This is a genomic window from Sporosarcina ureae, from assembly GCF_029267015.1.
Lineage (GTDB): Bacteria > Bacillota > Bacilli > Bacillales_A > Planococcaceae > Sporosarcina > Sporosarcina ureae_D.
Window position 1 is genome coordinate 13816 of sequence record NZ_JARIEA010000082.1, and the last position, 26124, is coordinate 39939.

26 protein-coding genes are annotated in these 26124 nt (G+C 39.1%); 19 read left to right on the top strand and 7 right to left on the bottom strand.

The window, feature by feature from the left end:
* The first annotated feature begins 167 nt into the window (after positions 1–167).
* The 6 genes from yneA to Q7P97_RS14645 all read left to right on the top strand — a co-directional run bounded on the left by yneA (position 168) and on the right by Q7P97_RS14645 (position 4496).
* Complete coding sequence (gene yneA, locus Q7P97_RS14620) at positions 168–494, top strand: cell division suppressor protein YneA (RefSeq protein ID WP_303970197.1); 327 nt, start codon at positions 168–170, stop codon at positions 492–494.
* Positions 491–1144, top strand: a complete 654-nt coding sequence (locus Q7P97_RS14625) for a YneB family resolvase-like protein (RefSeq protein WP_303970198.1) — start codon at positions 491–493, stop codon at positions 1142–1144. The genes yneA and Q7P97_RS14625 overlap by 4 nt, the downstream gene beginning before the upstream one ends.
* 67 nt (positions 1145–1211) lie before the next feature.
* Entirely contained in the window at positions 1212–1448 is a 237-nt protein-coding gene (locus tag Q7P97_RS14630) for a DUF896 domain-containing protein (protein ID WP_085428721.1), read from the top strand.
* A 108-nt stretch (positions 1449–1556) separates the two neighbouring features.
* Positions 1557–3563: a transketolase gene (gene tkt, locus Q7P97_RS14635; RefSeq protein WP_303970199.1), complete on the top strand. Its 2007-nt coding sequence runs from the start codon at positions 1557–1559 to the stop codon at positions 3561–3563.
* A 144-nt stretch (positions 3564–3707) separates the two neighbouring features.
* Entirely contained in the window at positions 3708–4148 is a 441-nt protein-coding gene (gene sirA / locus Q7P97_RS14640) for a sporulation inhibitor of replication protein SirA (RefSeq protein ID WP_085428723.1), read from the top strand.
* A gap of 111 nt (positions 4149–4259) precedes the next feature.
* The gene (locus Q7P97_RS14645) at positions 4260–4496 is read left to right on the top strand and encodes a YneF family protein (RefSeq protein ID WP_303970202.1); all 237 of its coding nucleotides are present in this window, start codon (positions 4260–4262) and stop codon (positions 4494–4496) included.
* Between the two features lie 63 nt (positions 4497–4559).
* On the opposite strand, the gene Q7P97_RS14650 is transcribed toward Q7P97_RS14645, so the two are convergent.
* The gene (locus Q7P97_RS14650; protein ID WP_303970204.1) at positions 4560–5483 is read right to left on the bottom strand and encodes an alpha/beta hydrolase; all 924 of its coding nucleotides are present in this window, start codon (positions 5481–5483) and stop codon (positions 4560–4562) included.
* Between the two features lie 18 nt (positions 5484–5501).
* Entirely contained in the window at positions 5502–6401 is a 900-nt protein-coding gene (locus Q7P97_RS14655) for a hydroxymethylglutaryl-CoA lyase (RefSeq protein ID WP_303970207.1), read from the bottom strand.
* Between the two features lie 124 nt (positions 6402–6525).
* Between Q7P97_RS14655 and Q7P97_RS14660 the strand changes: the two genes are divergently transcribed.
* The 3 genes from Q7P97_RS14660 (at position 6526) to Q7P97_RS14670 (ending at position 8175) form a co-directional block, all read left to right on the top strand.
* A complete protein-coding gene (locus Q7P97_RS14660; RefSeq protein ID WP_303970209.1) occupies positions 6526–6783 on the top strand; it encodes a YqkE family protein in 258 nt (85 codons plus the stop codon).
* Between the two features lie 84 nt (positions 6784–6867).
* A complete protein-coding gene (locus Q7P97_RS14665; RefSeq protein WP_303970211.1) occupies positions 6868–7293 on the top strand; it encodes a hypothetical protein in 426 nt (141 codons plus the stop codon).
* A gap of 30 nt (positions 7294–7323) precedes the next feature.
* The gene (locus Q7P97_RS14670) at positions 7324–8175 is read left to right on the top strand and encodes an STAS domain-containing protein (protein ID WP_303970213.1); all 852 of its coding nucleotides are present in this window, start codon (positions 7324–7326) and stop codon (positions 8173–8175) included.
* A gap of 42 nt (positions 8176–8217) precedes the next feature.
* Here the strand turns inward: Q7P97_RS14670 and serC are convergent, their stop codons facing one another.
* Positions 8218–9315 carry a 3-phosphoserine/phosphohydroxythreonine transaminase gene (gene serC, locus Q7P97_RS14675; RefSeq protein WP_483315718.1) on the bottom strand — a complete coding sequence of 366 codons (1098 nt, stop codon included), beginning with the start codon at positions 9313–9315 and terminating at the stop codon, positions 8218–8220.
* A gap of 213 nt (positions 9316–9528) precedes the next feature.
* Here serC and ypfJ point away from each other — a divergent pair, with 213 nt between their 5' ends.
* Complete coding sequence (ypfJ, locus tag Q7P97_RS14680) at positions 9529–10374, top strand: KPN_02809 family neutral zinc metallopeptidase (RefSeq protein ID WP_085428731.1); 846 nt, start codon at positions 9529–9531, stop codon at positions 10372–10374.
* A gap of 43 nt (positions 10375–10417) precedes the next feature.
* Here ypfJ and Q7P97_RS14685 read toward each other — a convergent pair whose 3' ends face one another.
* The 3 genes from Q7P97_RS14685 to Q7P97_RS14695 all read right to left on the bottom strand — a co-directional run bounded on the left by Q7P97_RS14685 (position 10418) and on the right by Q7P97_RS14695 (position 13088).
* Entirely contained in the window at positions 10418–11698 is a 1281-nt protein-coding gene (locus Q7P97_RS14685; RefSeq protein ID WP_303970216.1) for an L-lactate MFS transporter, read from the bottom strand.
* A 236-nt stretch (positions 11699–11934) separates the two neighbouring features.
* The gene (gene fdhD, locus Q7P97_RS14690) at positions 11935–12732 is read right to left on the bottom strand and encodes a formate dehydrogenase accessory sulfurtransferase FdhD (RefSeq protein ID WP_303970217.1); all 798 of its coding nucleotides are present in this window, start codon (positions 12730–12732) and stop codon (positions 11935–11937) included.
* Positions 12733–12746: 14 nt separating this feature from the next.
* Positions 12747–13088 carry a Na-translocating system protein MpsC family protein gene (locus Q7P97_RS14695; protein WP_303970219.1) on the bottom strand — a complete coding sequence of 114 codons (342 nt, stop codon included), beginning with the start codon at positions 13086–13088 and terminating at the stop codon, positions 12747–12749.
* 263 nt (positions 13089–13351) lie between these two features.
* Between Q7P97_RS14695 and fdhF the strand changes: the two genes are divergently transcribed.
* The 3 genes from fdhF to purU all read left to right on the top strand — a co-directional run bounded on the left by fdhF (position 13352) and on the right by purU (position 17810).
* Complete coding sequence (gene fdhF / locus Q7P97_RS14700; RefSeq protein ID WP_303970221.1) at positions 13352–16276, top strand: formate dehydrogenase subunit alpha; 2925 nt, start codon at positions 13352–13354, stop codon at positions 16274–16276.
* An 18-nt stretch (positions 16277–16294) separates the two neighbouring features.
* The gene (locus tag Q7P97_RS14705) at positions 16295–16783 is read left to right on the top strand and encodes a helical membrane plugin domain-containing protein (RefSeq protein WP_303970223.1); all 489 of its coding nucleotides are present in this window, start codon (positions 16295–16297) and stop codon (positions 16781–16783) included.
* A gap of 118 nt (positions 16784–16901) precedes the next feature.
* Positions 16902–17810, top strand: coding sequence for a formyltetrahydrofolate deformylase (gene purU, locus Q7P97_RS14710; protein ID WP_303970225.1), 909 nt, complete (start codon positions 16902–16904; stop codon positions 17808–17810).
* A gap of 39 nt (positions 17811–17849) precedes the next feature.
* On the opposite strand, the gene Q7P97_RS14715 is transcribed toward purU, so the two are convergent.
* The gene (locus Q7P97_RS14715; protein ID WP_303970227.1) at positions 17850–18713 is read right to left on the bottom strand and encodes a YitT family protein; all 864 of its coding nucleotides are present in this window, start codon (positions 18711–18713) and stop codon (positions 17850–17852) included.
* A 161-nt stretch (positions 18714–18874) separates the two neighbouring features.
* Here Q7P97_RS14715 and Q7P97_RS14720 point away from each other — a divergent pair, with 161 nt between their 5' ends.
* The 6 genes from Q7P97_RS14720 (at position 18875) to Q7P97_RS14745 (ending at position 25979) form a co-directional block, all read left to right on the top strand.
* Entirely contained in the window at positions 18875–20773 is a 1899-nt protein-coding gene (locus Q7P97_RS14720; protein ID WP_483315719.1) for a PrkA family serine protein kinase, read from the top strand.
* Between the two features lie 155 nt (positions 20774–20928).
* On the top strand, positions 20929–22089 hold the full coding sequence (gene yhbH, locus Q7P97_RS14725) for a sporulation protein YhbH (protein ID WP_303970231.1): 1161 nt from the start codon (positions 20929–20931) through the stop codon (positions 22087–22089).
* Complete coding sequence (locus Q7P97_RS14730) at positions 22086–23477, top strand: SpoVR family protein (RefSeq protein WP_483315720.1); 1392 nt, start codon at positions 22086–22088, stop codon at positions 23475–23477. The genes yhbH and Q7P97_RS14730 overlap by 4 nt, the downstream gene beginning before the upstream one ends.
* Before the next feature lie 167 nt (positions 23478–23644).
* Positions 23645–24448, top strand: coding sequence for an amino acid ABC transporter substrate-binding protein (locus tag Q7P97_RS14735; protein ID WP_303970233.1), 804 nt, complete (start codon positions 23645–23647; stop codon positions 24446–24448).
* Positions 24449–24557: 109 nt separating this feature from the next.
* Positions 24558–25217 carry an amino acid ABC transporter permease gene (locus tag Q7P97_RS14740; RefSeq protein WP_085428743.1) on the top strand — a complete coding sequence of 220 codons (660 nt, stop codon included), beginning with the start codon at positions 24558–24560 and terminating at the stop codon, positions 25215–25217.
* Between the two features lie 12 nt (positions 25218–25229).
* Complete coding sequence (locus Q7P97_RS14745) at positions 25230–25979, top strand: amino acid ABC transporter ATP-binding protein (RefSeq protein ID WP_303970236.1); 750 nt, start codon at positions 25230–25232, stop codon at positions 25977–25979.
* The last annotated feature ends 145 nt before the right edge of the window (positions 25980–26124 follow it).

The window sequence follows — 26124 nt, forward strand, 5'->3', positions numbered from 1 at the left end:
GCAATGGAATACTGAACCACTATTTTGAATATAGTATAACATGTGTTCGGCTACTAATCAAACAAAGGTTCTAATTTTGCTTGACATGGAATCGTATGTTCTCTTATAATTAAGAACAAGCATTCCGAACGTGTATTCTAAATGCAGGGAATAGAGGAGGAATTATGATGGAGTATATTAAAGAATTTATCAAAGATAATTATTATTTTGCAGTATTATTAGCAGTTTGTGTTTCATTCGCTTGGGTTCAGTTCGATAAAATGGCTGAAGAAGATCAGTATATGGAAATCGTTATTAATGAAGGAGATACACTTTGGCAGCTAGCGTCCAACTACTCAGAAGATATACCAACTACCCACTGGATCGAACAGGTACGTTCATTAAATGATTTACCTACTGATCAAATCGTTTCGGGTGAATTACTACGTGTGCCTGTTAAAATAGATAAACAGAGAGATATCCGAGTAGCTGAAGTTGGAGAGGGATCCAGATGACAGAAAAGAAATGTGTAATCTATTGCCGCGTGAGTACAGAAAAGGAGACGCAAGAACAATCTATTATTAGGCAACAAGAAGAACTTGAAAAATTAGCATCTGAGTTGTCTTATGATTGTGTTGGAATCTATACAGATCGGCAAAGTGGCTATGACATGGATCGGGAAGGTCTTCTATCTATGTTGGATCAAATCCAAGATGGCACAGTCGATACGCTGTTCATTCAAGATGAAACACGTTTAGGACGAGGCAATGCCAGGGTCGCAATTTTACATGTGATTGCTAAAAGTGAGACTACTGTAATTACTAATCATTCTAACGGTACGATAGAACTGAATGAAATGGATACGATGTTGCTTGAAATTCTTGCAATCGTAGAAGAATACCAACGGAAATTACATAATGCAAAAATACGTAGAGGGATGAAACGTGCTGTTGACAAAGGGTATGACCCTTCGAAGAATTTACGTAATATCGACCAAGCTCCAGGGCGTGAGCGACTTGAGCTTCCAATAGAAGAAATTGTTTCACTACGCAACAAAGGTCTAACATACGAAGAAATTGCAACTGTATTAAATGGGTTAGGTCATGCGGTTAGCAAAGCGACAGTTCATAGAAGATATAGGGAGTTTATAACACAGCAATACTAATAGGTTGCACTTTTCCTCCAGGTTGTTTACATTTTATTAAACGACTTATTTATGGAGGCTTTTAATAATGCTATCAGAAAAGAAAATACAACGTATCAATGAACTTGCGAAAAAAAAGAAAACAACCGGATTATCGATTGAAGAAGCCAAAGAACAAACGCAACTAAGAAAAGAATACTTGGAAACATTCCGTTCAAGTATGCGTGAGACAATTGAATCGGTCAAAGTGTTGGATCCAGAAGGAAATGATGTAACACCTGAAAAAGTTAAACAAGCACGTGCGAACCAAAAACCGCTAAATTGATGATAGGTAAAGGATTAATATTGTAATTAGTGCGGGAATTGACTACACTAGAGTAGGAATATGTACTATAAAACACTCATATGAGACAGGACGGAAAGGATGTACAGCATGACCGAAAAAATCGATCAACTGGCAATAACAACAATCCGAACATTATCAATCGATGCGATTGAAAAAGCAAATTCAGGTCACCCGGGATTACCGATGGGCGCAGCACCGATGGCTTATACATTATGGACGAAGCATTTGCATCATAATCCATCCAACCCACAATGGTTCAATCGTGATCGTTTTGTACTTTCAGCGGGTCACGGCTCGATGTTACTTTACAGCTTGTTACACTTGAGCGGCTATGGCTTGAGTATTGATGACTTAAAGAATTTCAGACAATGGGATTCAAAAACTCCAGGACATCCGGAATACGGACATACAGCAGGAGTGGAAGCGACTACAGGACCTCTTGGACAAGGAATCGGTATGTCTGTAGGTATGGCAATGGCAGAGAAACATCTTGCTGCAACGTACAACAAACCAGGTTTCGATATTGTGGACCATTACACATACGCACTTTGTGGAGATGGCGATCTAATGGAAGGCGTAGCAGCGGAAGCTATTTCTATGGCTGGTCATCTTCAATTAGATAAATTGATCGTATTATATGACAGTAATGATATTTCTTTAGATGGCGATTTGGATATGTCATTCTCTGAAAACATTAAAAAACGCTTTGAATCCTATGGCTGGAACTACTCAAGAGTAGAAGATGGCAATGATATAAAATCTGTTTCAGATGCAATTGAAGCAGCAAAAGGCAACACAGGCGGACCGACAATCATTGAAGTGAAAACTGTCATTGGTTATGGTTCACCAAACAAATCTGGTAAGGCAGATGCACATGGAGCACCACTAGGTGAAGATGAAATGGCTCTTACAAAAGAGTATTATAAGTGGACATTCGAAGAAGACTTCCATGTTCCTGAAGAGGTCTATGACCGATTCAATTCAGCAACAGATCAATTAGGCGTGCAATCAGAGCAACAATGGAATGACATGTTCGAAAGTTATCAAAACGAACATAAAGAATTAGCTGCACAATTTAAACAAGCGATTGCAAATGAACTTCCATCTGACTTAAAAGACCAAATGCCAGTTTATGAAGCAGGTGCTTCTGTAGCGACTCGTTCTGCGTCTGGTGATTCAATCAATGCATTAGCGAAAGCTGTTCCCGCTTTATTTGGGGGTAGTGCGGATCTTGCAGGATCAAATAAGACAACAATTAAAAATACGGGTGATTTCTCCGCTAGTGATTATTCGGGACGGAATATCTGGTTTGGAGTACGTGAATTCGCGATGGGGACTGCACTTAACGGCATGACTCTTCATGGCGGAGTGAAGGTTTTCGGCGGAACATTCTTCGTGTTCAGCGATTACGTGCGACCTGCTATTCGTCTTTCAGCGCTAATGGGATTACCTGTGACATACGTCTTTACACATGACAGCGTTGCAGTTGGAGAAGACGGCCCAACACATGAACCTGTTGAACAGTTGGCTTCATTACGTGCGATGCCTGGATTGTCTATCATTCGTCCGGCTGACGGAAATGAAACATCTGCTGCTTGGCATACAGCTGCAACTTCAAAAGACACACCAACTGTGTTGGTCTTGTCTAGACAAAATCTTGAAGTATTGCCAAAATCACAAGAACTTGCTATGGAATACGTACCAAAAGGTGCTTACGTCATTTCACCGGCTGTTAAAGAGCAAGCAGATGGTTTACTGCTAGCAAGCGGCTCTGAAGTAAGTCTTGCGGTGGAAGCACAGAAAGCACTTAAAGAACAAAATATCGACGTCAGTGTCGTTTCAATGCCTTCATGGGATCTCTTTGAGAAGCAGGATCAAGCATACAAAGATTCTGTTATACCAAAGAATATCAAGAAAAGAGTAGCGATTGAGATGGGTGCTTCACTTGGATGGCATAAATACTCTGGTGATGAAGGCACTGTCATGGCAATCGACACATTCGGTGCAAGTGCGCCAGGTGACTTAGTCATTGAAAAATATGGCTTTACTGTAGATAATGTTGTTAAAGAAATGAAAAAATTACTAAATAACTAATTATTATGAGCACACGACTCTTAGTTCTAAAGAGGCGTGTGTTTTTTTGCGCAGCTTTACGACAATAATAGTGATGAAGTTTTCCGCAAACTGACATGATTTATCTACTACACGTCCTATGATAGATAGCAGGAGGTGTTCTTTATGAGAAAGTATGAAATATTTAAAATTAAGTCAGCCTATCAATCCTTCATAATGGGGCGTGAACGTTTGTTATTCGAACTTCTAACAGTTGGCCCTTCTACAAACTATCAGGAAATTGAATACTTATGTGACCAGTTAAATCAAAGAGAACTTGATTCCATCATTCAGCACAATTTGGCGAAAAGTTTTGATAACTTGGATTCCTATCATAATGAATATCGATTAACACATTTAATTAAAGGTGAGGTATTCATTAAAATGGGGACACATAGTATTCAAGTGTATTGCCAAGGTTCTCGAATGCTGGACTTAGATTTATTTGTAGCGTTATCTACTTCAACAGATCGTTTTTTTGCAATCATGAATGAACAGGAAGAATGCGGCTGGCTTAAACCTATTAAATACTCAGAACGCATGATACTGGAAAATACAATGATGTAAAAACTTCCGCACAATTTGCGTACAGTCATTGCTATTCACTGGTGCTATGTTGTATAATCTCTCTTGGTAGTATGTAATTGAACTATGCTTAATGAGGGAGGTTTGGCAACAATGACTACATGGATAGCAATTTTATTGATCGTCGTCGCTTTGATCGGGGGAGTAGCTCTCGGCTTTTTCATAGCACGTAAATATATGATGAATTATTTGAAGGAAAATCCGCCAATTAATGAGCAAATGTTACGTATGATGATGATGCAAATGGGACAGAAACCTTCACAAAAGAAAATTAACCAAATGATGGCTCAGATGAACAAGGTGCAAGACAAGCCAGCTAAAAAAAAATAAGCAAAACTCCGTGATCAGCAAAATTGCTAACACGGAGCTTTTTTATAGAAAATTGTTTAATTTTCAATATAAACGAAATCGATTTAAAAATCGTTGTACGGTTTGTAAATATTCATCTGGATTATCATTATACGACTTAGCGTGTGCCCCTTTGGCGAAAAGTTTCATCATTTTATCGCCTTCCTTTAAATCATACAACTCTTCTGTCATGTGGGGCAAAATGAACGTATCTTCCATACTGTGGATGAATAATACAGGTTTATTGATAAACTTCATCACTTCACGCGGCGAAACGGCTGCAGAGGTATAACCATCACGAATTTTTAAAAACAAATTGGCGACTCGTAAACTCATGGAAGTCTTGAAAGGCATTTCTGTCCGGATAATATGCAATAGTTGCTCTGAGAAATCCGAAAACGGACAATCGGATATATAAAAGTCGGCTTCATCTTCGTACGTACCTGCGTACAACAGCGTAGTGGCGGCTCCCATAGATTCGCCGTGAATGCCAATTAAAGCGCGCTTACCTACCCGTTCACGAATAGCCCTCACAACTTCTTTTAAGTCCATCTTTTCATAAAACCCAAAACTTGTTGTTTTGCCGCCAGAATCACCATGACGACGATGGTCAAAAATTACCGAATTAAATCCTAGCCGTTCAAATAGACGAGCGTATTTAATCGAGTTCACTTTATTTTCTGTTACGCCATGACAAATGACAACCGTTCTTGTAGTATCTAAAGGTCTCAAAAATATAGCACGTAAATTATAGCCATTAGGAGAAGGAATCCATATATCATCTTTTCTAACGGTTTCAAACCATTGGCGATCAAATCGTTTCGCAATCATTTCACGCTGTAAAATGAATTCGGAGTCTTTCGTTTTTAAATACATTAATCGATTGGTGACAAGAATACCGAAAATAGTAAGAAGCGCTGTCATGATACTGGAGACGATTCCTAAAATATACACTACTCTACGTTTCAACAGAATTCTCCTTTCCGTTTACTTTCTTCTTTTATATAAATTATACATAGCTGTTTCGATTGGACGTGACAGATAAGGTGCAACTTCATCTACTGCTAAGCATACTTTGTCCATATCAATCCCTGTCTCTATATTAAGAGACTCCAATAAATATAAAACATCTTCCGTAGCAACATTACCTGTAGCACCTGGAGCGAAAGGACAGCCTCCGAGACCACCAGCAGAGGTATCGAATCGATCCACGCCCGCTTGTAAAGAGGCATAAATATTCGCTAAACCTAATTTACGCGTGTCATGAAAATGCGCAGTGAGTAAAGTATTTGGAAACTGTTTCTTCAGTTCTTGGAATAAGGTAAAACTAGCTAAAGGATTTGCCATACCATCTGTATCCGCCACACTTAATTCATCCACGCCCATATCAACAAATTGCCTGCAAAGAGAGATTGTTTGTTCCTGTGGAATGAAGCCTTCATATGGACAGTGAAATGCGGTTGAAATACAGGCTCTGACAAAATGATGATCTTTTTTCAGCTGATCTATAATCGGTCTTAGCGTCTCAACACTCTCTTCAGTAGTGCGATTGATATTGTGCTGATTAAATGTATCGCTGACACCTACAAAGACCGCCATGCTATCTGCGCCGGCTCTGAGAGCATTCTCGACACCATGTGCATTCGGTGTAAGAACAAGTTGTCTGCCTTGTTTTCTTATATTCGCCATAATTTCTGTGGAATCGGACATTTGCGGAACCCACTTTGGCGATACAAATGAAGTGACTTCCATTTCATGAAGCCCCGCCTGCTGTAAAGCGTGGATAAAAGCTAATTTTTGATCAGTAGGAATACTATTTTTTTCATTTTGTAAGCCGTCACGTGGACCAACCTCGATTAATGTTACGTTTTTTGGTAAGCTAGACATAAACATCCCTCCCTCATTCTATTGTACGTAATTAAAGTGGGGAAGGGCAATGTAAAACCCCTAAAATTTAACTGGATAAAGCAAAGAAGGCCATTCTATTATCATACAGAAAGTAGTGATTAATATGTCAAAGAAACAACGAAAAGCATCAAGTAACCAAAAGGGAAATACTGTAGACCATTCTGCTTCTTTACTTTCAGATTTTATGGATGAGGATGTACTAGCCAAATTAAAAGAGATGAAGCAAGAAATGAAGGTTGTAGAAGAAACGAAACTAGAAAAAGAAAAAGAAAAACGTATTCAAGAGCGTAAAGAACGTGAAAAGAATAAAAGTTTTGAGGAACTACTTGAAGAATATGGAGACGGTGGAACAAAGTATTGAGAAATTATATGAATAGATGTTGTATAAGGTATACTAGTAAAAGAAATTGTTATGAATAAGACCTTTTACAAAGGAGAGGCATGTATGAAATTTTTGTATATGACGTTTTGTGAGAAAGAATATATTCAAAACGGATTGAAATCCGAACAATACTTAAGACGTGTTCATTCGGCACCTATTGAGCATCCGATTGTCCATTGGATACAAGAAAATCTGAAGCCCATTAAGAAAAATGAATCTGTTCTATATTATGACTTCCCTAAAGAAAAGGTAAAAGATTTTTACAATCTTTTAGTAGAGGCCCATGCCGAAAAATCTAATGAGTCTCCGAGACCGTGGAAGTTCTTACCTAATCCTTCCGAAGAACAGTATATTTATCCAATGGCTCAGTATGAAAAAGAGTATGGTACGACTTATTATGAGTCAATATACAAATACATAACCGCAATTGGGATTATATTAAATATATTTGATTTTGATACTAATCAATTAATTTTATACATTCAATAAGAACGATGAACGTATCCAGGAGGATGTTAGATGAAACAGCTTGATATTAAGCTATATGAATATTTATTGGCAAAGTTACCTGAAATTACGACTTCTTGGCTGTCTATGAGGAAGGTAGAAGAGGACTCTATTTATTCACTCAATGCTTGTCCGAAAATGGAAGAAACTCTTCGGGAACAAAACAAATTAACGAATCTAACTATCACTAGTAGTTTACTTGATGATCAGGAAATTTTTGAGAAAAACAAAAAGAAATGGGCTTCTGTCGTGGCCCTTAGTAGAGTAAACAGCAATACTCCAATAGAAGATGTAATTGATGCATTAAGTAAGGTGCGTTTAACGTATTGGCGTTTCATAAAAGAATTTCACTTCGTAAACGAAAATGAGATCACGATTGAAGATTATGTGCGCTGGAGTGAAACGCTTAATAATGCATTTGATCAAATTTATATTGAGTTTGCACAAACGTATAATGAATACATCAATAGCAGGTTCGATATTCAACAAAGTTTAATCAATGAGTTAAGTTCGCCAGTCATCAAAATAACCGAAACTATTGGTGTTGTCCCCTTGATTGGCGATTTGGATGAACTACGTGCCCGGATTATGTTGGAAAGCATCCCAGAGAAGAGTCTAGAATCTGATATCGAACATTTGTTTATCGATTTATCAGGAGTTACTGTAATTGATACGTTAGTAGCGCAGCAGATTTATCAAATTACAAAAGTGCTGTCTCTATTAGGAACGAGATGCACGATTACGGGAATCCGTCCAGAAATTGCGCATGCATCAACAGAGCTCGGATTGGATTTTTCGAATATCCAAACGTTCAGTTCATTGCAATTGGCTTTTTCAAAAGAATTTTCAATTATAAAACATTGAAAAACCAGTACACTTTGATATAAAGTGTACTGGTTTTTTTGATTATTTGTGACTTTCTTGAAAATTAAGCATGAATTTTTGCAATGCTTCACATGCTGCGTATGGTACTGCATTGTATGCAGAGGCTCTGCAACCACCTACCGAACGGTGACCATTTAATCCAACAAATCCTGCTTCTTTAGCTTCTTGTAAAAATTTCTTTTCTAATTCTTCATCCGCTACACGGAATGTAATATTCATCAATGAACGACTATCTTTTTCAGCATGACCTGTATAGAAACCATTGCTGTTATCAATCACATCATAGATTAAATTAGCTTTCTCTTCGTTGCGTTTTGAGATTTGTTCCAAGCCGCCTTGTTCTTGCATCCAGCCCAGTACTTCACCCAACATATAAATACCGAAAGATGGTGGTGTGTTATATAAAGAGTTACTTGAAGCATGTGTGCTGTACTTTAAAATAGTTGGAATTTCGCTATTTGCATTTTCCAACAAGTCTTTTCGGATAATCGCAACTGTAACACCTGAAGGACCGAGGTTTTTCTGTGCGCCCGCGTAAATCATACCAAATTTACTTACGTCAAGTGGTCTTGATAGAATGTCACTGGACATATCAGCAATCAAAGGGACATTTCCAGTTGAAGGAAACTCGTGGAATTGTGTACCGAATATCGTGTTGTTAGAAGTGATATGTACGTACGCATCAGAATCGTCAAAAGTAATTTCATCGATAGAAGGAACCCGATTGTAATTTGAACTTTTTGTAGATGCAGATTCGTATACTTCGCCAATGGTCTTCGCTTCTTTTAAGGCTTTATCTGACCAAGCACCGGACATGATATAACTCGCTTTTTTCCCTTCAGCCAAGAAGTTCATAGGAACCATCGCAAATTGAAGACTCGCTCCACCTTGTAAGAATAGCACTTCATAGTTTTCAGGAATTGCGAATAAAGAACGCAAACGTTCAATCGCTTGATTATGTACTTGTTCATAAGTAGCGCTGCGGTGACTCATTTCCATAATAGACATTCCAGATGCTTTGAAATTCACCAATTCAGCTTGCGCTTTTTCGAGAACTTCGCTTGGAAGAGCAGATGGACCCGCATTAAAATTATAGACAGACTTTTGATTACTCAACAAAATCACTCCTTCAGTAGTTTACAACTCTAAAGTAAAGTATATATGAAAAAGCGAATAGGTGGAATAGCTTTCTGCTAATTCACAATAAATAGCTCACTCAATTATCGTCACTGTCTTGTTTGCTTCTTCGCAAAGATGGGTAAATTGTAATCAAGTAGCACCTATATACATATTTAAAATTCACTTATCTGAAGAGGAAATGGGGGAGTTAATGTGAAAACAGATGGACGGAGAAAAAGTTCAAATGTTGAAGATCGAAGAGGGCGAAGCGGAGGAGGCGGAGGTGCTATTGCATTAGGCGGTGGCGGTCTTGGTATCGTTGGAATTATATTATTTCTTATTCTAGGTGGTAACCCTGGTGATTTATTGGATAGCAGTTCAGCCGTGCCAGATCAGCCGTACGTAGAGACGGAACAAGATAAAGAGTTGGCCGATTTTGTTTCGGTAGTACTCGCAGATACAGAAGATGTTTGGACAGAATTGTTCGCTCAAGAGGGCATTCAGTATGAAAATCCTACCCTCGTACTGTATTCGGGCAAAGTAGATACAGCATGTGGTTTCGGAAGTGCAGCTGCAGGTCCTTTTTACTGTCCTGGTGATCAAAAATTATATATTGATTTATCGTTTTACGATGAATTACAAGGGTCATTTAAAGCACCTGGAGACTTCGCTATGGCTTATGTAGTGGCACATGAGGTAGGGCATCATGTACAGACATTGCTTGGAATTTCTGATCAAGTCATGCCGTTGCGTCAAAAGATGAGCGAAGAAGAATTTAATAAATATTTAGTGCGATTTGAATTGCAGGCAGACTATTTTGCGGGTGTCTGGGCACATCATGCACAAGGTCAGGGGTATTTGGAACAAGGAGATTTGCAAGAGGCCATTACAGCAGCTGGTGCAGTAGGTGATGATACGATTCAAAAGCGTGCAAGAGGATATGTCGTACCTGAAAGTTTCACACACGGCACAGCTAAGCAACGAACTTATTGGTTCGAACACGGCTTTGAATTAGGGACGATTAATGGTGGAGACACATTTAAGCAAACTGAAAAGTAAAAAACACGAACATCATTCTTAGAACAGAATGATGTTCGTGTTTTTATTTTGTTGCAGCAATAGCAGGCTCAACCGCTACAATGTCTTCTTTTTCATTGCGTAGTCTTTTAATATCGACCCGAATGAGTAAAGAAATAATAAGCGCGACTACGAATAAGCCAGCAAAGAATAGCAGACTGCTTTCATAACTTCCGGTAGTATCTTTCATCCACGCAGCAAACATCGGTCCGGCCACGCCAGCTGCTGACCAAGCTGTTAGTATGTATCCGTGGATAGCACCAAGTTGTCTCGTTCCAAAAATATCACCAATATATGCAGGAATCGAAGCGAAACCTCCTCCGTAGCATGTATAGATCACGGCTAGAATGACTTGGAAAATAATTGCATTCGTCGTGAATGGTAAAATAGCGAACAGAACTAACTGAATGACGAAGAACGTAGTGTACGTGTTTGGCCGACCAATATAATCTGATATCGTAGCCCAACCAAGTCTTCCAGCACCGTTAAAGATACCAAGGACACCAACTAATGCGGCTGCTTGAACAGTCGTCATGCCGATACTGTCAATCGCCATTGGTTTTGCAGCAGAAAGAATTGCAATACCACAAGTAACGTTAATGAATAGCATGAGCCATAAATAATAAAAACGTTTTGTTTTCACTGCTTGATTTGCTGTTAATTGAGCAAGATCTTCTCTGATTTCTTTTTTACCTGAACGTACTTTTTCAATGAATCCTGGCGGTGCCCATCCTTCTTCAGGCTTCTCAAGATATAAAGAAGAAAGAAGCATGATCAGGAAATACGAAATCCCAAGAATATAGAAAGTGTTCTGGATTCCAACGTTGACAATCAAATACTCCATAATCGGACTACTGACAGCTGCCGCAAATCCAAAGCCCATGATAGCGAGCCCTGTGGCGAGTCCTCTACGATCTGGGAACCATTTGACGAGTGTTGAAACAGGTGCAATATATCCTACACCTAATCCAATTCCGCCTAGCATTCCATAAAAGACATAGAGTAATGGTAATGAAGACATACCTACCGCCAATCCTGAACCGGTTACTCCTACACCAAAGAATAGAGCAGCGAGTAGCCCGGCTTTTCTAGGGCCGTATTTCTCCACAAAATGGCCTAAAAATGCAGCAGATAAACCAAGAAATAAAATAGCGATACTGAACGTTAACTGAACTTGACTTGTTGTCCAACCAAACTCCTCAATAAGCGGGTTGGTGAAGTTGCTCCAGGCATAAACAGATCCGATGGAAATATGGATACCTACAGCAGATAACGCAATAAGCCATCTGTTCTTCGTTTTTTTCATTCGTAGTCCTCCTTTACATTCATTTTTTCACAATCTGTATTCCAGTAAAAATACTATCAGTCTGCAAAGTTCCCTAACTGCTTGTATAAAAGAATATTTGACATGTTGCTCAGTGGGAAGATGACAAGAAACGGAACTTAATAAACATAAACTGGAATGCGAGATAGGATTAAGGAGTATAATATTATCATTTCACAGGATTGTCAATATTACTTTTTCCTGCGGCTGGAAATTTTTTAAGAGATATCCATACAAATTCGTTCGGCATGTGTGTAGACGTTAAATGATTCTCCGCGTATGAATCCTACTGTCGTTATTCCTAAATCTTCTGCCAAAGTCAAGGCTAATTCAGTAGGTGCAGACTTGGATAATACAATTTCGCATCCAATCTTAGCAACTTTCAGTAAAATTTCAGAGGAGATTCGTCCACTGAAGACAATAATCTTATCGCGAACAGTAATATCGTTCTTCAGACAATGTCCGTAAATTTTATCCAGTGCATTATGCCTTCCGATATCCATTCGTGATAGCAGTAGTTGATCAGGTGCGCACAAAGCAGCATTATGTACGCCGCCAGTATGACGGAACATATCAGCTTGTTCTTCCATGTCATTCATCAGAGAAAATATTTGCACAGGTGTGAGATGGACTGAAATTCTATCCATCTTTTTTGCGGTTAGCGCATCACTTGCGAAAATAAATCCTTGTCTACTCATTCCACAACAAGAAGTAATATAACGCTTATTTTGTAACTGCTCAAAGAAAGGGTACACTTTATCCGTATCGACATGAATAAATCCGTTTTCTAAATCTAGGCGTATGTCTTTAATTTGCTCCCATTTCGGAACGACACCTTCTGAAGCTAGAAAACCTACTGTCATATCCTCGATATATTCCGGTGTACACACAATTGTCGCAAATTCTTGGTTATTTAGTTTTATTGTAACAGCATATTCTACGGCGACTTGATCTTCTTTTTCAAATACATTTCCATTTTGGAATCGAATAACGGATCGTTGTTGTTGTTGCTCCATAGTCCGCCCTCCTCTCAATCAATCGAACGATCAAATAAAAAAACTGATACGGCAATATCATCATCAATTTTAAAATCGCTAAATAAATGTAAAAATTTTGCTTCAACCAATTCTTCCAATCCAGCAGGTGGTTCTTTTTTATAAACTTCCTGAATCATGCTAGTCCGTGCGCGGTGCACCATTTCTTTACCGTCTTGTGTTCCCGCGATGAACTTTTCGGTCGGAGTCAAATTACCGTAGAGCGTAGAAACTGCCATATTATCAATAAATATTGTATGAATACGTTCTGGGCCTTTGCCAAATAAATCTTTCCGTAGTTTGCGGATAATATCGTTAAATTCATGAACTTTTTTCATGGAATGTCCACCTTTCTATATTACAGAATAATCTAACTATTTAAGAATTATCATTGTGTTATACGCTTTATTACTTTATACTAAATACACAACAGATGTAAATCTAGTATGTGATTGCTAGAAGTTCATCAACTACATGTAATAGTAAGTATGGATTGGTTCTTTAGCAAGACCTGTTAAGAAACTATTCCACCATAAAAATTTCCGCGAAGACGGTTTTTTTATGGTGGATTTTTTTATTTTAGAAAGAGGAGGATGCCTGTATGTCTATTTCAATCAATGATAAAATTTTCGACTTCCAACCAGGGGCAACGCTTATTCAAATCATCAATGCAAATAAAATAGAGCACCCTCAAATCTGTTATTTGCCTGAAGTTGATCCGATTCAGACATGCGATACGTGCATTGTCGAAGTGAATGGTGAATTAACACGTGCTTGCTCGACACAAGCAGTCGATGGCATGGATGTTAAATTAGCGTCTCCGCGTGCAAAAGAAGCACAAACGGAAGCTATGGATCGGATTTTAGAAAACCATTTACTCTATTGTACTGTTTGTGATAACAATAATGGGAATTGTAAAGTACATAATACGGTGGCACTTATGGAAGTGGAAGAACAAAAATATCCGTATGAACCAAAATGTTCAAAAGACGAAGTAGATTTAACTCATCCGTTTTATCGCTATGACCCGAATCAATGTATTGCTTGTGGTCAGTGCGTGGAAGTCTGTCAAAACTTGCAAGTGAACGAGACCCTTTCTATCGACTGGGAACGTGACCGGCCGATTGTTCTATGGGATGGCGGCGCGAAAATTAATGATTCGTCTTGCGTAGGTTGCGGCCATTGTATTACAGTTTGTCCATGTAATGCTCTGATGGAGAAAACTATGCTTGGAGAAGCTGGATTTATGACGAAGATGGGCGACGATTTGATGGAGCCTATGGTGGATCTGATAAAGGATGTAGAGCCTGGTTACAGCAGTATTATGGCCATTTCCGATGTTGAAGCAGCGATGCGTGAATCAAAAATTGATAAAACGAAAACAGTTTGTACATTCTGTGGAGTTGGCTGTTCATTTGAAGTATGGACGAAAGATCGTACAATATTAAAAATACAGCCTGTTTCCGATGCACCGGTCAACCAGATCTCTACGTGTGTCAAAGGAAAATTCGGCTGGGATTTTGTAAATAGTGAAGAACGTATTACCACACCTCTTATTCGTAAAGGGGAAGAATTTGTAGAAGCCTCATGGGAAGAAGCATTGGATTTGGTCGCGAAAAACCTTGGCGAAATCCGCGACGAGCATGGAAGTAACGGAATTGGCGTCATATCTTCATCTAAAATTACTAACGAAGAGAATTACGTCATTCAAAAGTTCGCGCGCCAAGTATTCGGTACTAATAACGTAGATAACTGTTCGCGTTATTGCCAATCACCTGCGACAGACGGATTGTTCCGTACAGTAGGAATGGGTGGCGACGCTGGAACTATTAAAGATATTGCTGAAGCAGGCTTAGTTATTATTGTGGGAGCAAACCCCGCAGAAGGACATCCTGTTCTTGCGACACGTGTAAAGCGTGCGCATAAGCTCCACGGTCAAAAGTTAATCGTAGCCGATCTTAGAAAGCATGAAATGGCGGAGCGTGCTGATATCTTCATGACACCTCAACAAGGTACAGATCAAGTATGGCTGATGGCGGTCACGAAATACTTAATTGATCAAGGTTGGCATGATCAGCAATTCATTGAAGAGAATGTGCATCATTTCGATGAATTTAATGAAGTCTTGAATCGCTATACACTCGAATATGCAGAAAAAGTAACAGGTATTTCAAAAGAAGTTTTGATTCATACTGCAGAAATGATTCGCGATGCTGATGGTACGTGTATCTTATGGGGAATGGGTGTTACACAAAATACAGGTGGTTCTGATACATCCGCCGCAATTTCGAATTTATTGCTCGCAACAGGAAATTACCGTCGTACAGGTGCAGGCGCATATCCTTTACGTGGACACAATAACGTACAAGGTGCATGTGATATGGGAAGCTTACCTGGTTGGTTGCCTGGCTATCAGCATATTACAGATGATGCAGCACGACAGAAATTCGAACAAGCTTATGGTGTAGAAATAGATAGCAAACCTGGCCTTGACAATATTCAAATGCTTCATTCGATTGATGAGGGCGTTATGAAAGGTATGTACATTGTAGGAGAAGATATGGCCCTCGTAGATTCCAATGCGAACTATGTTCATGATGTATTATCCAAACTCGACTTCCTAGTTGTACAAGACATTTTCTTCTCACGTACAGCACAGTATGCAAACGTCATTTTGCCTGCAGTGCCGTCCCTTGAAAAAGATGGTACGTTCACAAATACGGAACGTCGCGTCCAACGACTATATAAAGCATTGCCGAATAAAGGCGACTCCCGTCAAGATTGGTGGATCATCCAAGAAGTTGCGAATCGTTTAGGGGCAAACTGGAATTATACGCATCCAGGCGATATTTTTGCTGAGATGACTAGTTTAAGTCCTATATTCTCAGGCGCTTCTTATGACATGTTGGAAGATTGGGGCAGTTTCCTCTGGGGCAGTTTACAAGGCGAGAGTACACCACTTCTTTATACGGATGGATTTAATTTCGCAGATAAGAAAGCACGCTTTGCATTATCCGATTGGATTGAACCAGTTAAATTCCCTGAAGAATTTGATCTTCATATTAACAATGGGCGTATGTTGGAGCATTTCCATGAAGGGAATATGACGAATAAATCTGAAGGAATCCAAGAGAAGGTTCCGAATATATTTGTGGAAGTTTCTCCTGAATTGGCAAAAGAACGCGGGGTAGTAACAGGTACTTATGTAAGACTGATCTCACCATATGGAGCTGTTAAATTGCCAGCAGTCGTCACAGATAGGGTGCGAAAAAATGAATTATTCTTACCGATGAACTCAGTTGATAAGGAATCAGCGATTAACTTCTTAACAGGACCGGCTACCGATGAACGCACAAATACTCCGGCGTACAAGCAGACGAAAGTTCGCATGGAAGTGCTTGAAAAACAAGGCGAGAATCCACTACCGAAGAGTAACCACCGCGATAAGAAACGTCATCCGCAAAATGGCGTGGAAGTACAGCGTAAATGGAATCGACCAGGATACGTCCAATTAACAGATCAATAAACAGTGAGGTGAATGTCAATGGCGGCACCAATTACTTCTATTAAAAGAGCAGAACGATCTGAACTAGAAATTCAGCAGGAAAAATTGGCCGAACTGCAGAAACAGATTGCAGAACAGGAAGAGTCTTTGCAGAAGATCATGGAAATTACAGGAGAGCTGCATAAGATTGGCGCATTAGATGCGTTGCAAGCCATGCTTCATTCGAAAGAAAAAATCACGGGTATCGCTTTGGGGCAAGTTTCAAGGGAGCCAGTTACGAATATGTTGAATAATCTGATGGCGGGAGCTGGAGTATTAACCGCATTAGATCCAGTAACTATTCAGCAACTTTCTAAAAGTATACAAAAGGGAGTAACTGAAGCTGAGCAAGGAAATGAAGAAGGGCAGAAAACGGGTGTTCTTCAATTGATGAAATCTATCAATGATCCAGATATAAACCGTGCGTTAACATTCGGTATGAACTTCCTAAAAGGAATGGGTAAAGGTTTAGAAAATAAATCAGAGTAAGATTTTTGCGAAATAGGCTAAGTTGCTTCATACTGTAATAGAAGAGTTCACACGTTCCCTAGCCGTTCTGGCTGGGGAACTTATTCATTAAGCAACTTTAAATGTAGGAGATGAAAAAATGTCAACCCAAAGTAAAATCACAACACATTTAGTAGAACAATCCGCAGCATTAAAAAATATCGGCAGACTGTTAGTGAAATGTTCCGATAAACCAGGAATCGTATCTGCTGTTTCAACATTTTTGTTGCAACATAAAGCAAACATCGTAGAGTCTAGCCAATACTCGACCGATCCTGAAGGCGGCATGTTCTATCTGCGTATCGAATTCCACTTAGACAATTTATTGGATAAGAAAGAAGAATTTGAAGCGGATTTTAAGGAAATCGCAAATCAGCACGAGCTCGACTACAGTTTTTCCTATGCAGTGGAACTAAAGCGCACCGCTATTTTCGTATCAAAAGAACCTTACTGCTTAATGGAGCTGCTATGGGAATGGTACAATGGCGATTTAAATACGGACATCGTTGTTGTCATTAGTAATCATGAAGACGCACGTGCTATGGTCGAGTCATATGGAATTCCGTTCCACTATATTCCAGCGAATAAAGATATTCGCAAAGATGTGGAGCGTCAGCAAGTACAGCTGATGGAAGAATACAAAGTAGATGTTTTGGTACTAGCACGTTATATGCAAATTCTAACTCCAGAGTTTGTCAGTCACTTCCCGAATCAAATCATCAATATCCACCATTCATTCTTACCGGCATTTATCGGCGCGCGTCCTTACGAGAGAGCCTTTGGACGTGGTGTGAAATTAATCGGTGCAACGTCCCACTATGTGACGAATGATTTGGACGAAGGTCCAATCATTGAGCAAGACATCGAGCGTGTGGATCACCGTGATGATATCGTCCAATTGAAGAAGATTGGCCGCACGATTGAGCGACGTGTGCTAGCGCGTGCAGTGAAGTGGCATCTTGAAGATCGAGTGATAGTAGAGAATAATAAAACCATTGTCTTCCAGTAAGAGACAAGAAACCGCCACTCATTTGAGTGGCGGTTTCTTTTAATGTATGGGTGACTTGAAAGTCGCTCCATGCGTTTCCTGTGTATTCATAATGGTTAGGAATGCGGAAGGGTCTATATCGGTAGTGATTTGCTTCAGTTTTGAAATCTCTAGCCTAGTCACTACGACATAGATGACATCTTTTTCATTATCAGTATAACCACCACGACCGTGCAACTTCGTGATGCTACGACCGAGTCGCAGACGAATCGCTTCCCCAAGTTCTTCATATTCATCCGAGATGATAAAGACCGCTTTTGTCTCATCCAGCCCTTGTATGACAATGTCGATCGCTTTAGAAGCGATATAGTATGTAATGATTGAATACATTGCTTTTTCTGGTCCAAGAACAAAGCCGGCCCAGCCGAAGATGAAGAGGTTGAAGAACATGACGAATTCTCCGACGCTGTACGGAATCTTTTTAGTTAGTAGAATTCCAAGAATCTCCGTTCCGTCTAGCGCTCCGCCATTACGTATAATGGTTCCGACACCCGCACCTAGTAATAAACCTCCAAAAACTGTCGCAAGTAAAGAATCGGTAACGAAAGGACCTACATTTTTAAGTGGAATCTCTACAATTGCCAGTAACGCGATCGCATAAGATGAAGAGATAAAGAAGTTTTTCCCGATATGTTTATAGCCGAAAAATAAAAACGGTAGATTCAGAATCAATATTAAAATCCCGAATGGAATACTGGTAATGAAGTTTAATATAAGAGCAATCCCAATAATTCCCCCATCTATTACAGAGTTAGGAATTAAAAATAAGTCTAGTGCGATGGCTGTGACTACAACACCAATTGAAATGAATAAATAGCGTCTGAGTAAATGACCTACTGTTTCTTTTTTATGTTGTTTTCTCATGAAATGCCTCTTTTCCAAAACTGTTACTTTCTATCTTAACGGAATATAAAGAAAGAAAGTAGTGTAAATATTAGGTTTTATATTTTTCTTCCAAAGTACGTGATGAATGTTTTACACTTCGTGGACATAAGATAATACATCATAGCCTAATTGGAGGAGATATGTTGGATATTATTCGTCAGTTGCATAATTATCGCAAAGAAGAAAATCAGTTAAAGTGGGAAGGTACATTCCTGGAGTATTTAAATTTAATAAAAGAGCGTAAAGAAGTGGCTCAAACTGCTCATTCCCGTATTTATGAAATGATAAAAAGTGCAGGCATTGAAAAGAAGGACGGCAAGAAAGTGTATAATTTCTTTGATCAAGAGTTATATGGTTTAGAAGAATCCATCGAACGATTAGTAGAAGAGTATTTTCATCCGGCAGCAAAGCGTTTAGATGTTAAAAAACGCGTACTGTTACTAATGGGACCTGTCAGTGGTGGTAAATCTACTATCGTTTCGATGTTAAAACGCGGACTCGAAGCCTTTTCCCGTACAGACGAAGGGGCGGTATATGCTATCAAGGGATGTCCAATGCATGAAGATCCATTGCATTTGATTCCCGAATCGTTAAGGAAGTCATTCTTTGAAGAATATGGTATACGAATTGAAGGTAGTTTATCGCCTCTGAATCAATTGCGTGTGGACGAAGAATTTGGAGGTAAGATTGAAAATGTTATAGTAGAACGTATCTTATTTTCAGAGGATCGTCGAGTAGGAATTGGAACATTCACACCTTCCGATCCAAAATCTCAGGATATTGCAGATTTGACGGGAAGCATAGACTTCTCGACTATTGCTGAATATGGTTCTGAATCGGATCCGCGTGCATATCGATTTGATGGGGAATTGAATATAGCAAATCGTGGCATGATGGAATTCCAAGAAATGCTGAAACTTGATGAAAAGTTTCTTTGGCATTTATTGTCCTTAACGCAGGAAGGGAATTTCAAGGCAGGCCGCTTTGCATTGATCAGTGCAGATGAACTAATTGTCGCACATACAAATGAGACGGAATATCGTTCATTTATCAGCAATAAAAAGAACGAAGCGCTTCACTCCAGAATGATTGTCATTCCAGTTCCGTACAATCTGAAAGTGAGTGCTGAAGAAAAAATCTATGAAAAAATGATACGTGAAAGTGATATAGCTCACGTGCACATCGCACCACATGCGCTGCGCGTAGCTGCTATTTTTTCTGTTCTTACACGTTTGAAAGCATCGAAGAAACAAGGAATTGATCGTTTGAAAAAGCTACGTTTGTATGACGGTCAGAACGTCGAAGGCTTTAACGATGCAGATGCTGAAGAACTGAAGAACGAATTTATCGATGAAGGTATGGATGGAATTGATCCACGTTACGTCATCAACCGTATTTCTTCTGCTATCATTCGAAAAGAAGTACCTAGCATTAACGCGCTGGATGTATTGCGTTCATTAAAAGACGGCTTTGATCAGCATGCCTCTATCTCTTCCGAAGATCGTGACACCTATATGAACTATATTTCTATGGCACGTAAAGAGTATGATGAAATTGCGAAAAAAGAAGTCCAGAAAGCTTTCGTGTATTCCTATGAAGAGTCCGCTAAAACATTGATGGATAATTATTTGGATAACGTCGAAGCATATTGCAATAAAAACAAATTACGTGATCCACTTACAGGTGAAGAAATTAATCCCGATGAAAAGTTGATGCGTTCTCTAGAAGAGCAAATTGGCATTTCGGAGAATGCAAAAAAAGCATTCCGAGAAGAGATTTTAATCCGCATCTCTGCATACGCAAGGAAACACCAGCGCTTTGATTATCGCTCCCATGATCGGTTGCGTGAAGCAATTCAGAAAAAGCTTTTCGCTGATCTCAAAGACGTTGTGAAGATCACGACGACTTCTGCCACACCGGATGAAACGCAGCTGAAGAAAATGAATGAAGTAGTAGCACGTTTAGTAGATGAACACGGCTACAACTCCGTCTCGGCAAATGAACTGTTGCGATATGTGGGAAGTTTATTGAATAGATAAGTACGTTTGTAATCATTAATTAAGCGATATTGCCAGCCTACGTAATATGAAACGAGAGACCTCAATTCAAGAGGTCTCTTTTATTTTGTCAATATTCAAATGGCCACCGCATATGATAAGGAAACAAATTGTTCGAGAGATAGGCGGGGATACGAGTGGAAGAAAATCAGAAAAGTCGATTCGTTGTCACTGAAGAAAATTGGTCTCTCCATCGCAAAGGTCACCAAGATCAGCAACGCCATCTGGATAAAATAAACGAAGTGTTAAAAAGTAACTTACCTGACTTAATCAGTGAAGAGAACATTATCCTTTCAAACGGAAAAGACATGGTGAAAATACCGATTCGCTCATTGGATGAATTTAAAATTAGATACAACCATGATAAGTCCAAGCACGTTGGCCAAGGTGAAGGCGATAGTGCAGTAGGGGATATCGTAGCACAAGGAGAAAAACAAGCACAACCTGGTGATGGGAAAGAAGCTGGTGATCAGCCAGGCGAGGATATCTATGAAACCGAAGTTTCGATTGAAGAATTAGAAGAGATGTTCTTTAAAGAGTTGGAATTACCAGACTTGGAACAAAAAGAACAGTCTGTCACAACCATTGAAGATATCGATTTCACGGATATTCGCAAAAAAGGTTTGATCGGAAATATTGATAAAAAAAGAACATTATTATCGGCTATTAAACGTAATGCAATGAATGGAAAAGCAGAAGTAGCACCGATTTTGGAAGATGATCTACGTTTCAAAACATGGAATCCTGTGGAAAAACCACAATCTAAAGCGGTAGTCATTGCTATGATGGATACTAGTGGTTCAATGGGAAAGTTTGAGAAATATATGGCACGTAGTTTCTTTTTTTGGATGACGAAGTTTTTACGGACAAAGTATGAAACAGTAGAAATCGAATTCATTGCGCATCATACAGAAGCGAAGGTAGTGACAGAAGAAAACTTTTTTAATAAAGGAGAAAGTGGCGGTACGAGATGTTCATCTGCCTATAGTAAAGCATTAGAAGTCATCAAGGAGTCTTATCCCCCTACAAGTTATAATATATACCCTGTACATTTTTCAGATGGGGAAAATATGACGAGTGATAATAAGAAGTGTCTGGAACACGTGGATGAATTATTAGCAATATCCAATATGTTCGGCTATGCAGAGGTCAATGAACATCGAAGAATGTCCACGTTGATGTCTGCGTATAAATCCATTGAACATCCTAAATTTAATTACTATATTTTACAGAAAAACCGTGACGTCTACTATGCACTTAAGAAGTTTTTCGAAAAGCGAACGGAGGGATTACGCTGACCGATCAACAGGCACTATATTATGCAATTGATGAAATCACGGAGATTGCCAGTGGTTTTGGACTCGATTTTTACTCGATGCGCTACGAAATATGCCCAGCAGATATACTGTATACATTTGGCGCTTACGGAATGCCAACACGTTTCACGCATTGGAGTTTTGGAAAACAATTCCACAAGATGAAATTGCAGTATGACATTGGTTTGAGCAAGATCTATGAGTTAGTTATTAATTCAAATCCATGTTATGCATTTTTATTGAATACAAATAGTTTAATTCAAAATAAATTGATCATTGCCCACGTATTGGCCCATTGTGATTTTTTTAAGAATAATATCTATTTCTCAAAGACGCGTAAAGACATGGTTGAAAGTATGTCAGCTACAGCTGAACGGATTGCAGACTATGAGGTACGCTATGGTAAGAAACGTGTGGAGACATTTCTTGATGCGGTATTAGCGATTCAAGAACACGTTGACCCTAGTATTATGCGCGACATCATTCCGTCTCCATCAATTGTGAAACCGCCTAAAAGATCTGCTTATGAAGATTTATGGGATCTGGATCAACGCACTATTCCTGGCCAGCAAGCAATTGAGATGCATAAAAAGAATCCGAAAGAACAACAAAAAGATATCTTATTATTTATACTTGAAAATAGTCGCAATCTTACAGAGTGGCAAGCGGATATCTTAACAATGTTAAGAGAAGAAATGCTCTATTTCTGGCCACAACTGGAAACGAAAATCATGAATGAAGGCTGGGCATCATATTGGCATCAAACCATCTTGCGCCAAATGGATTTAACACCCTCTGAGACCATTGAATTTGCAAAACTGAACGCAAGTGTACTGCAACCTTCTAAGACCTCGATCAATCCATACTATCTAGGTGTTAAAATGTATGAAGACATTGAAGAGCGCTACGATTTATTAGCTAAACAAGCTACTGCACGTGGTGAGGAGGCCATGTCAGGACGCGAAAAAATATTCGAAGCACGTGAAATTGAAAATGATACATCTTTCATTCGTAATTACTTGACCGATGATCTGATTAAACAAGAAGATTTGTACGTTTTCGAAAAGCAGGATAATCAATACAAAGTCTCTGACAAACAGACTGAAGCTGTTCGGAATCAACTAATTGGACAACGAGTGAATGGCGGATTCCCTTATATAGTAGTTGAAGACGGTGATTATATGAGGAATGGCGAGCTTTACCTAGTTCATCGATACGAAGAAACAGAACTTGATCTACCCTATTTGGAACACGTCCTGCCCCATATCCATCAACTCTGGGGGCGCATCGTGCACATTGAGACTATACTTGAAAATAAACCTCTTGTTTTTTCATACGATGGTCACAAAGTGTTTAGAAGAAGTAAATAACGGCAAGAGTACGGCCACTAGCTATTTTAAGGCTGAAGACAACTCCTGTAATATGGAGATTGCCTTCAGTTTTTTATTTTGCTACTTTTCATTTTGTGCATCTAATGTTATTTTTATAGTATACTAACTCATTAACGTACTAAAGAGTTGAGAAAAGAGGAAAATACATGAAAAAGACCACTCTTGCTTTATTATTCGCTGCATTATTCTTAATGCTGGCGGGCTGTTCGGGTAAGTCTTCTGAAGAAGATAAATCGATATCGGACACAGGTAAAGAAGGAAAAAAAGAAATCATCATCGGTGTTGATGATAAATTTGCACCAATGGGGTTCCGTGATGACAAAAATGATTTAGTCGGTTTCGATATTGACATGGCAACGGCAGCGGCTGAACATATGGGAGCTACGGCGAAGTTCCAACCTATTGACTGGAAAACTAAAGAAACTGAACTTAGTAGTGGACGTATCGACTTGATTTGGAATGGTTATACGATCACTAAAGAAAGAGAAGAAAAAGTATTATTTACGAAGCCTTATTTAGATAATAACCAAGTCGTAGTCACATTAGCTGATTCTGAAGTAAATGCGATTGAAGACTTGGATGGTAAAATTGTAGGTGTGCAGGCATTATCATCTGCTGGCCCAGCGCTCGAGAGTCATCCAATTCATGAAAAAGTGAAGAATGTCACGGAATTCTCGGACAATGTTCTGGCATTGACAGATTTAAAAACTGGCCGTCTCGATGCGGTTGTAATTGATGAAGTCGTTATCGATTATTATATGACAACAGAAGAAGGCGTCTTTGCAAAAGTAGATGGATCATTAGCTGTGGAAGAATATGGCGTTGGCGTGAAAAAAGGCAATGAAGAATTGCTTGAAAATCTTCAAAAAGCGTTAGACACTATGAATGAAGATGGTACTGCAGCTAAAATCTCCACAGAATGGTTCGGAGAAGACAAAGTTCTTCGTTGAGATGTAGAATAAGGAATACTGACGGAAGTTGCAGTAGTGACTTCCGTTAGTATTAATATAGTAAGAGAAGTACATAAAACCTTGAATGGTTTTTTGGAGGAATTAATTAATGAGCTATGAATATTTTATGTCCATGCTGATTCCTATGCTGGAAGGAGCTAAAGCGACTGTCTTATTATTCGTAATAGCGATTGTCCTATCTATTCCACTTGGATTCCTGCTGACACTTGCCGTAAGAAGTAGTATTAAACCAATTTCTTATTTGGCGCAGACTTTTATATACGTCATGCGTGGGACCCCTTTGTTATTGCAGCTATTGTTCTTTGTTTTTGGTTTACCACTTCTGCCGGTAATTGGTGAGTATTTAGTGTTTGACCGTTTTGTGGCGGCAACACTTGCGTTTATTTTGAACTATTCAGCGTACTTTGCTGAAATATTCCGTGGTGGATTACTTTCCATCGATAAAGGACAATATGAAGCTTCACAAGTACTAGGATTATCGAAATGGCAGACGACGGTACGTGTGATTTTACCACAGATGTTCCGTGTAACATTGCCACCCATTGCGAATGAATCGGTGTCTTTAGTAAAGGATACAGCCCTTTTATACGCGGTAGCTGTTCCTGAACTGCTTCATTATGCTCAAACAGTCGTCAATAGGGATTTCACCATCATTCCGTTCTTCATTGCGGCGGGTATTTATCTGTTGATTGCTTTTGGGTTAACTGTAGTATTCAAGTATTTAGAGAGAAAGCTGCAATATGAATGAGGAGAGAAAATAATGTCTTTCATTGAAGTACGTAACTTACAGAAATCATTCGGTTCATTGGAAGTATTGAAAGATATATCGTTTGATGTTCAAAAGAATGATGTAATGGCCATTATCGGACCGTCGGGATCTGGAAAAAGTACGATGCTAAGAAGTTTGATTCAGTTAGAGCAAGTAGGTGGCGGCAGTATTGCTGTTGACGGGGATTACTTAGTTAAAGATGGCGTTTATGCAAACCCTACTGATAGTAAGATAATCAACTCGAAAATGGGTATGGTTTTTCAACAGTTCAACCTTTTTCCGCATTTAACGGTAAAACAGAACTTGGAGCTAGCACCTAAACTTGTGAAGAAAGAGAAAGCCAAAGATTATGGTGATAGAAGTATCGAGTTACTTGAAAAAGTAGGATTGGCTTCCAAAGCTAACGAATTACCTTCTAGACTTTCAGGTGGCCAAAAACAGCGTGTTGCGATTGCGAGAGCGTTAATGATGGATCCCGATATTTTATTATTCGATGAACCGACATCCGCACTGGATCCTCAATTGACGAAAGAAGTACTAGAGGTAATGAAAAATCTAGCAGAAGAACATATGACCATGATTGTGGTGACGCATGAAATGGAATTTGCAAGCAATGTCGCGAATCATGTGATCTTCATGGACGATGGAAGGATCATTGAATCAGGTACTCCCGATGAAGTCATCAAATCCCCAAAAGAACTTCGTACGAAAATATTTTTGAATCATGAATTAAATGAATAACAAAAAGTCATGCGATTAAAAATAACCGCATGACTTTTTTTATATCTAATTTATCATTTTTCTTGGAATTATTGTAGTATATGAAAGATTTGGATGAATCGTTCATAAACTTATGTGAATTCACACAAAATATTGAATAATCCAT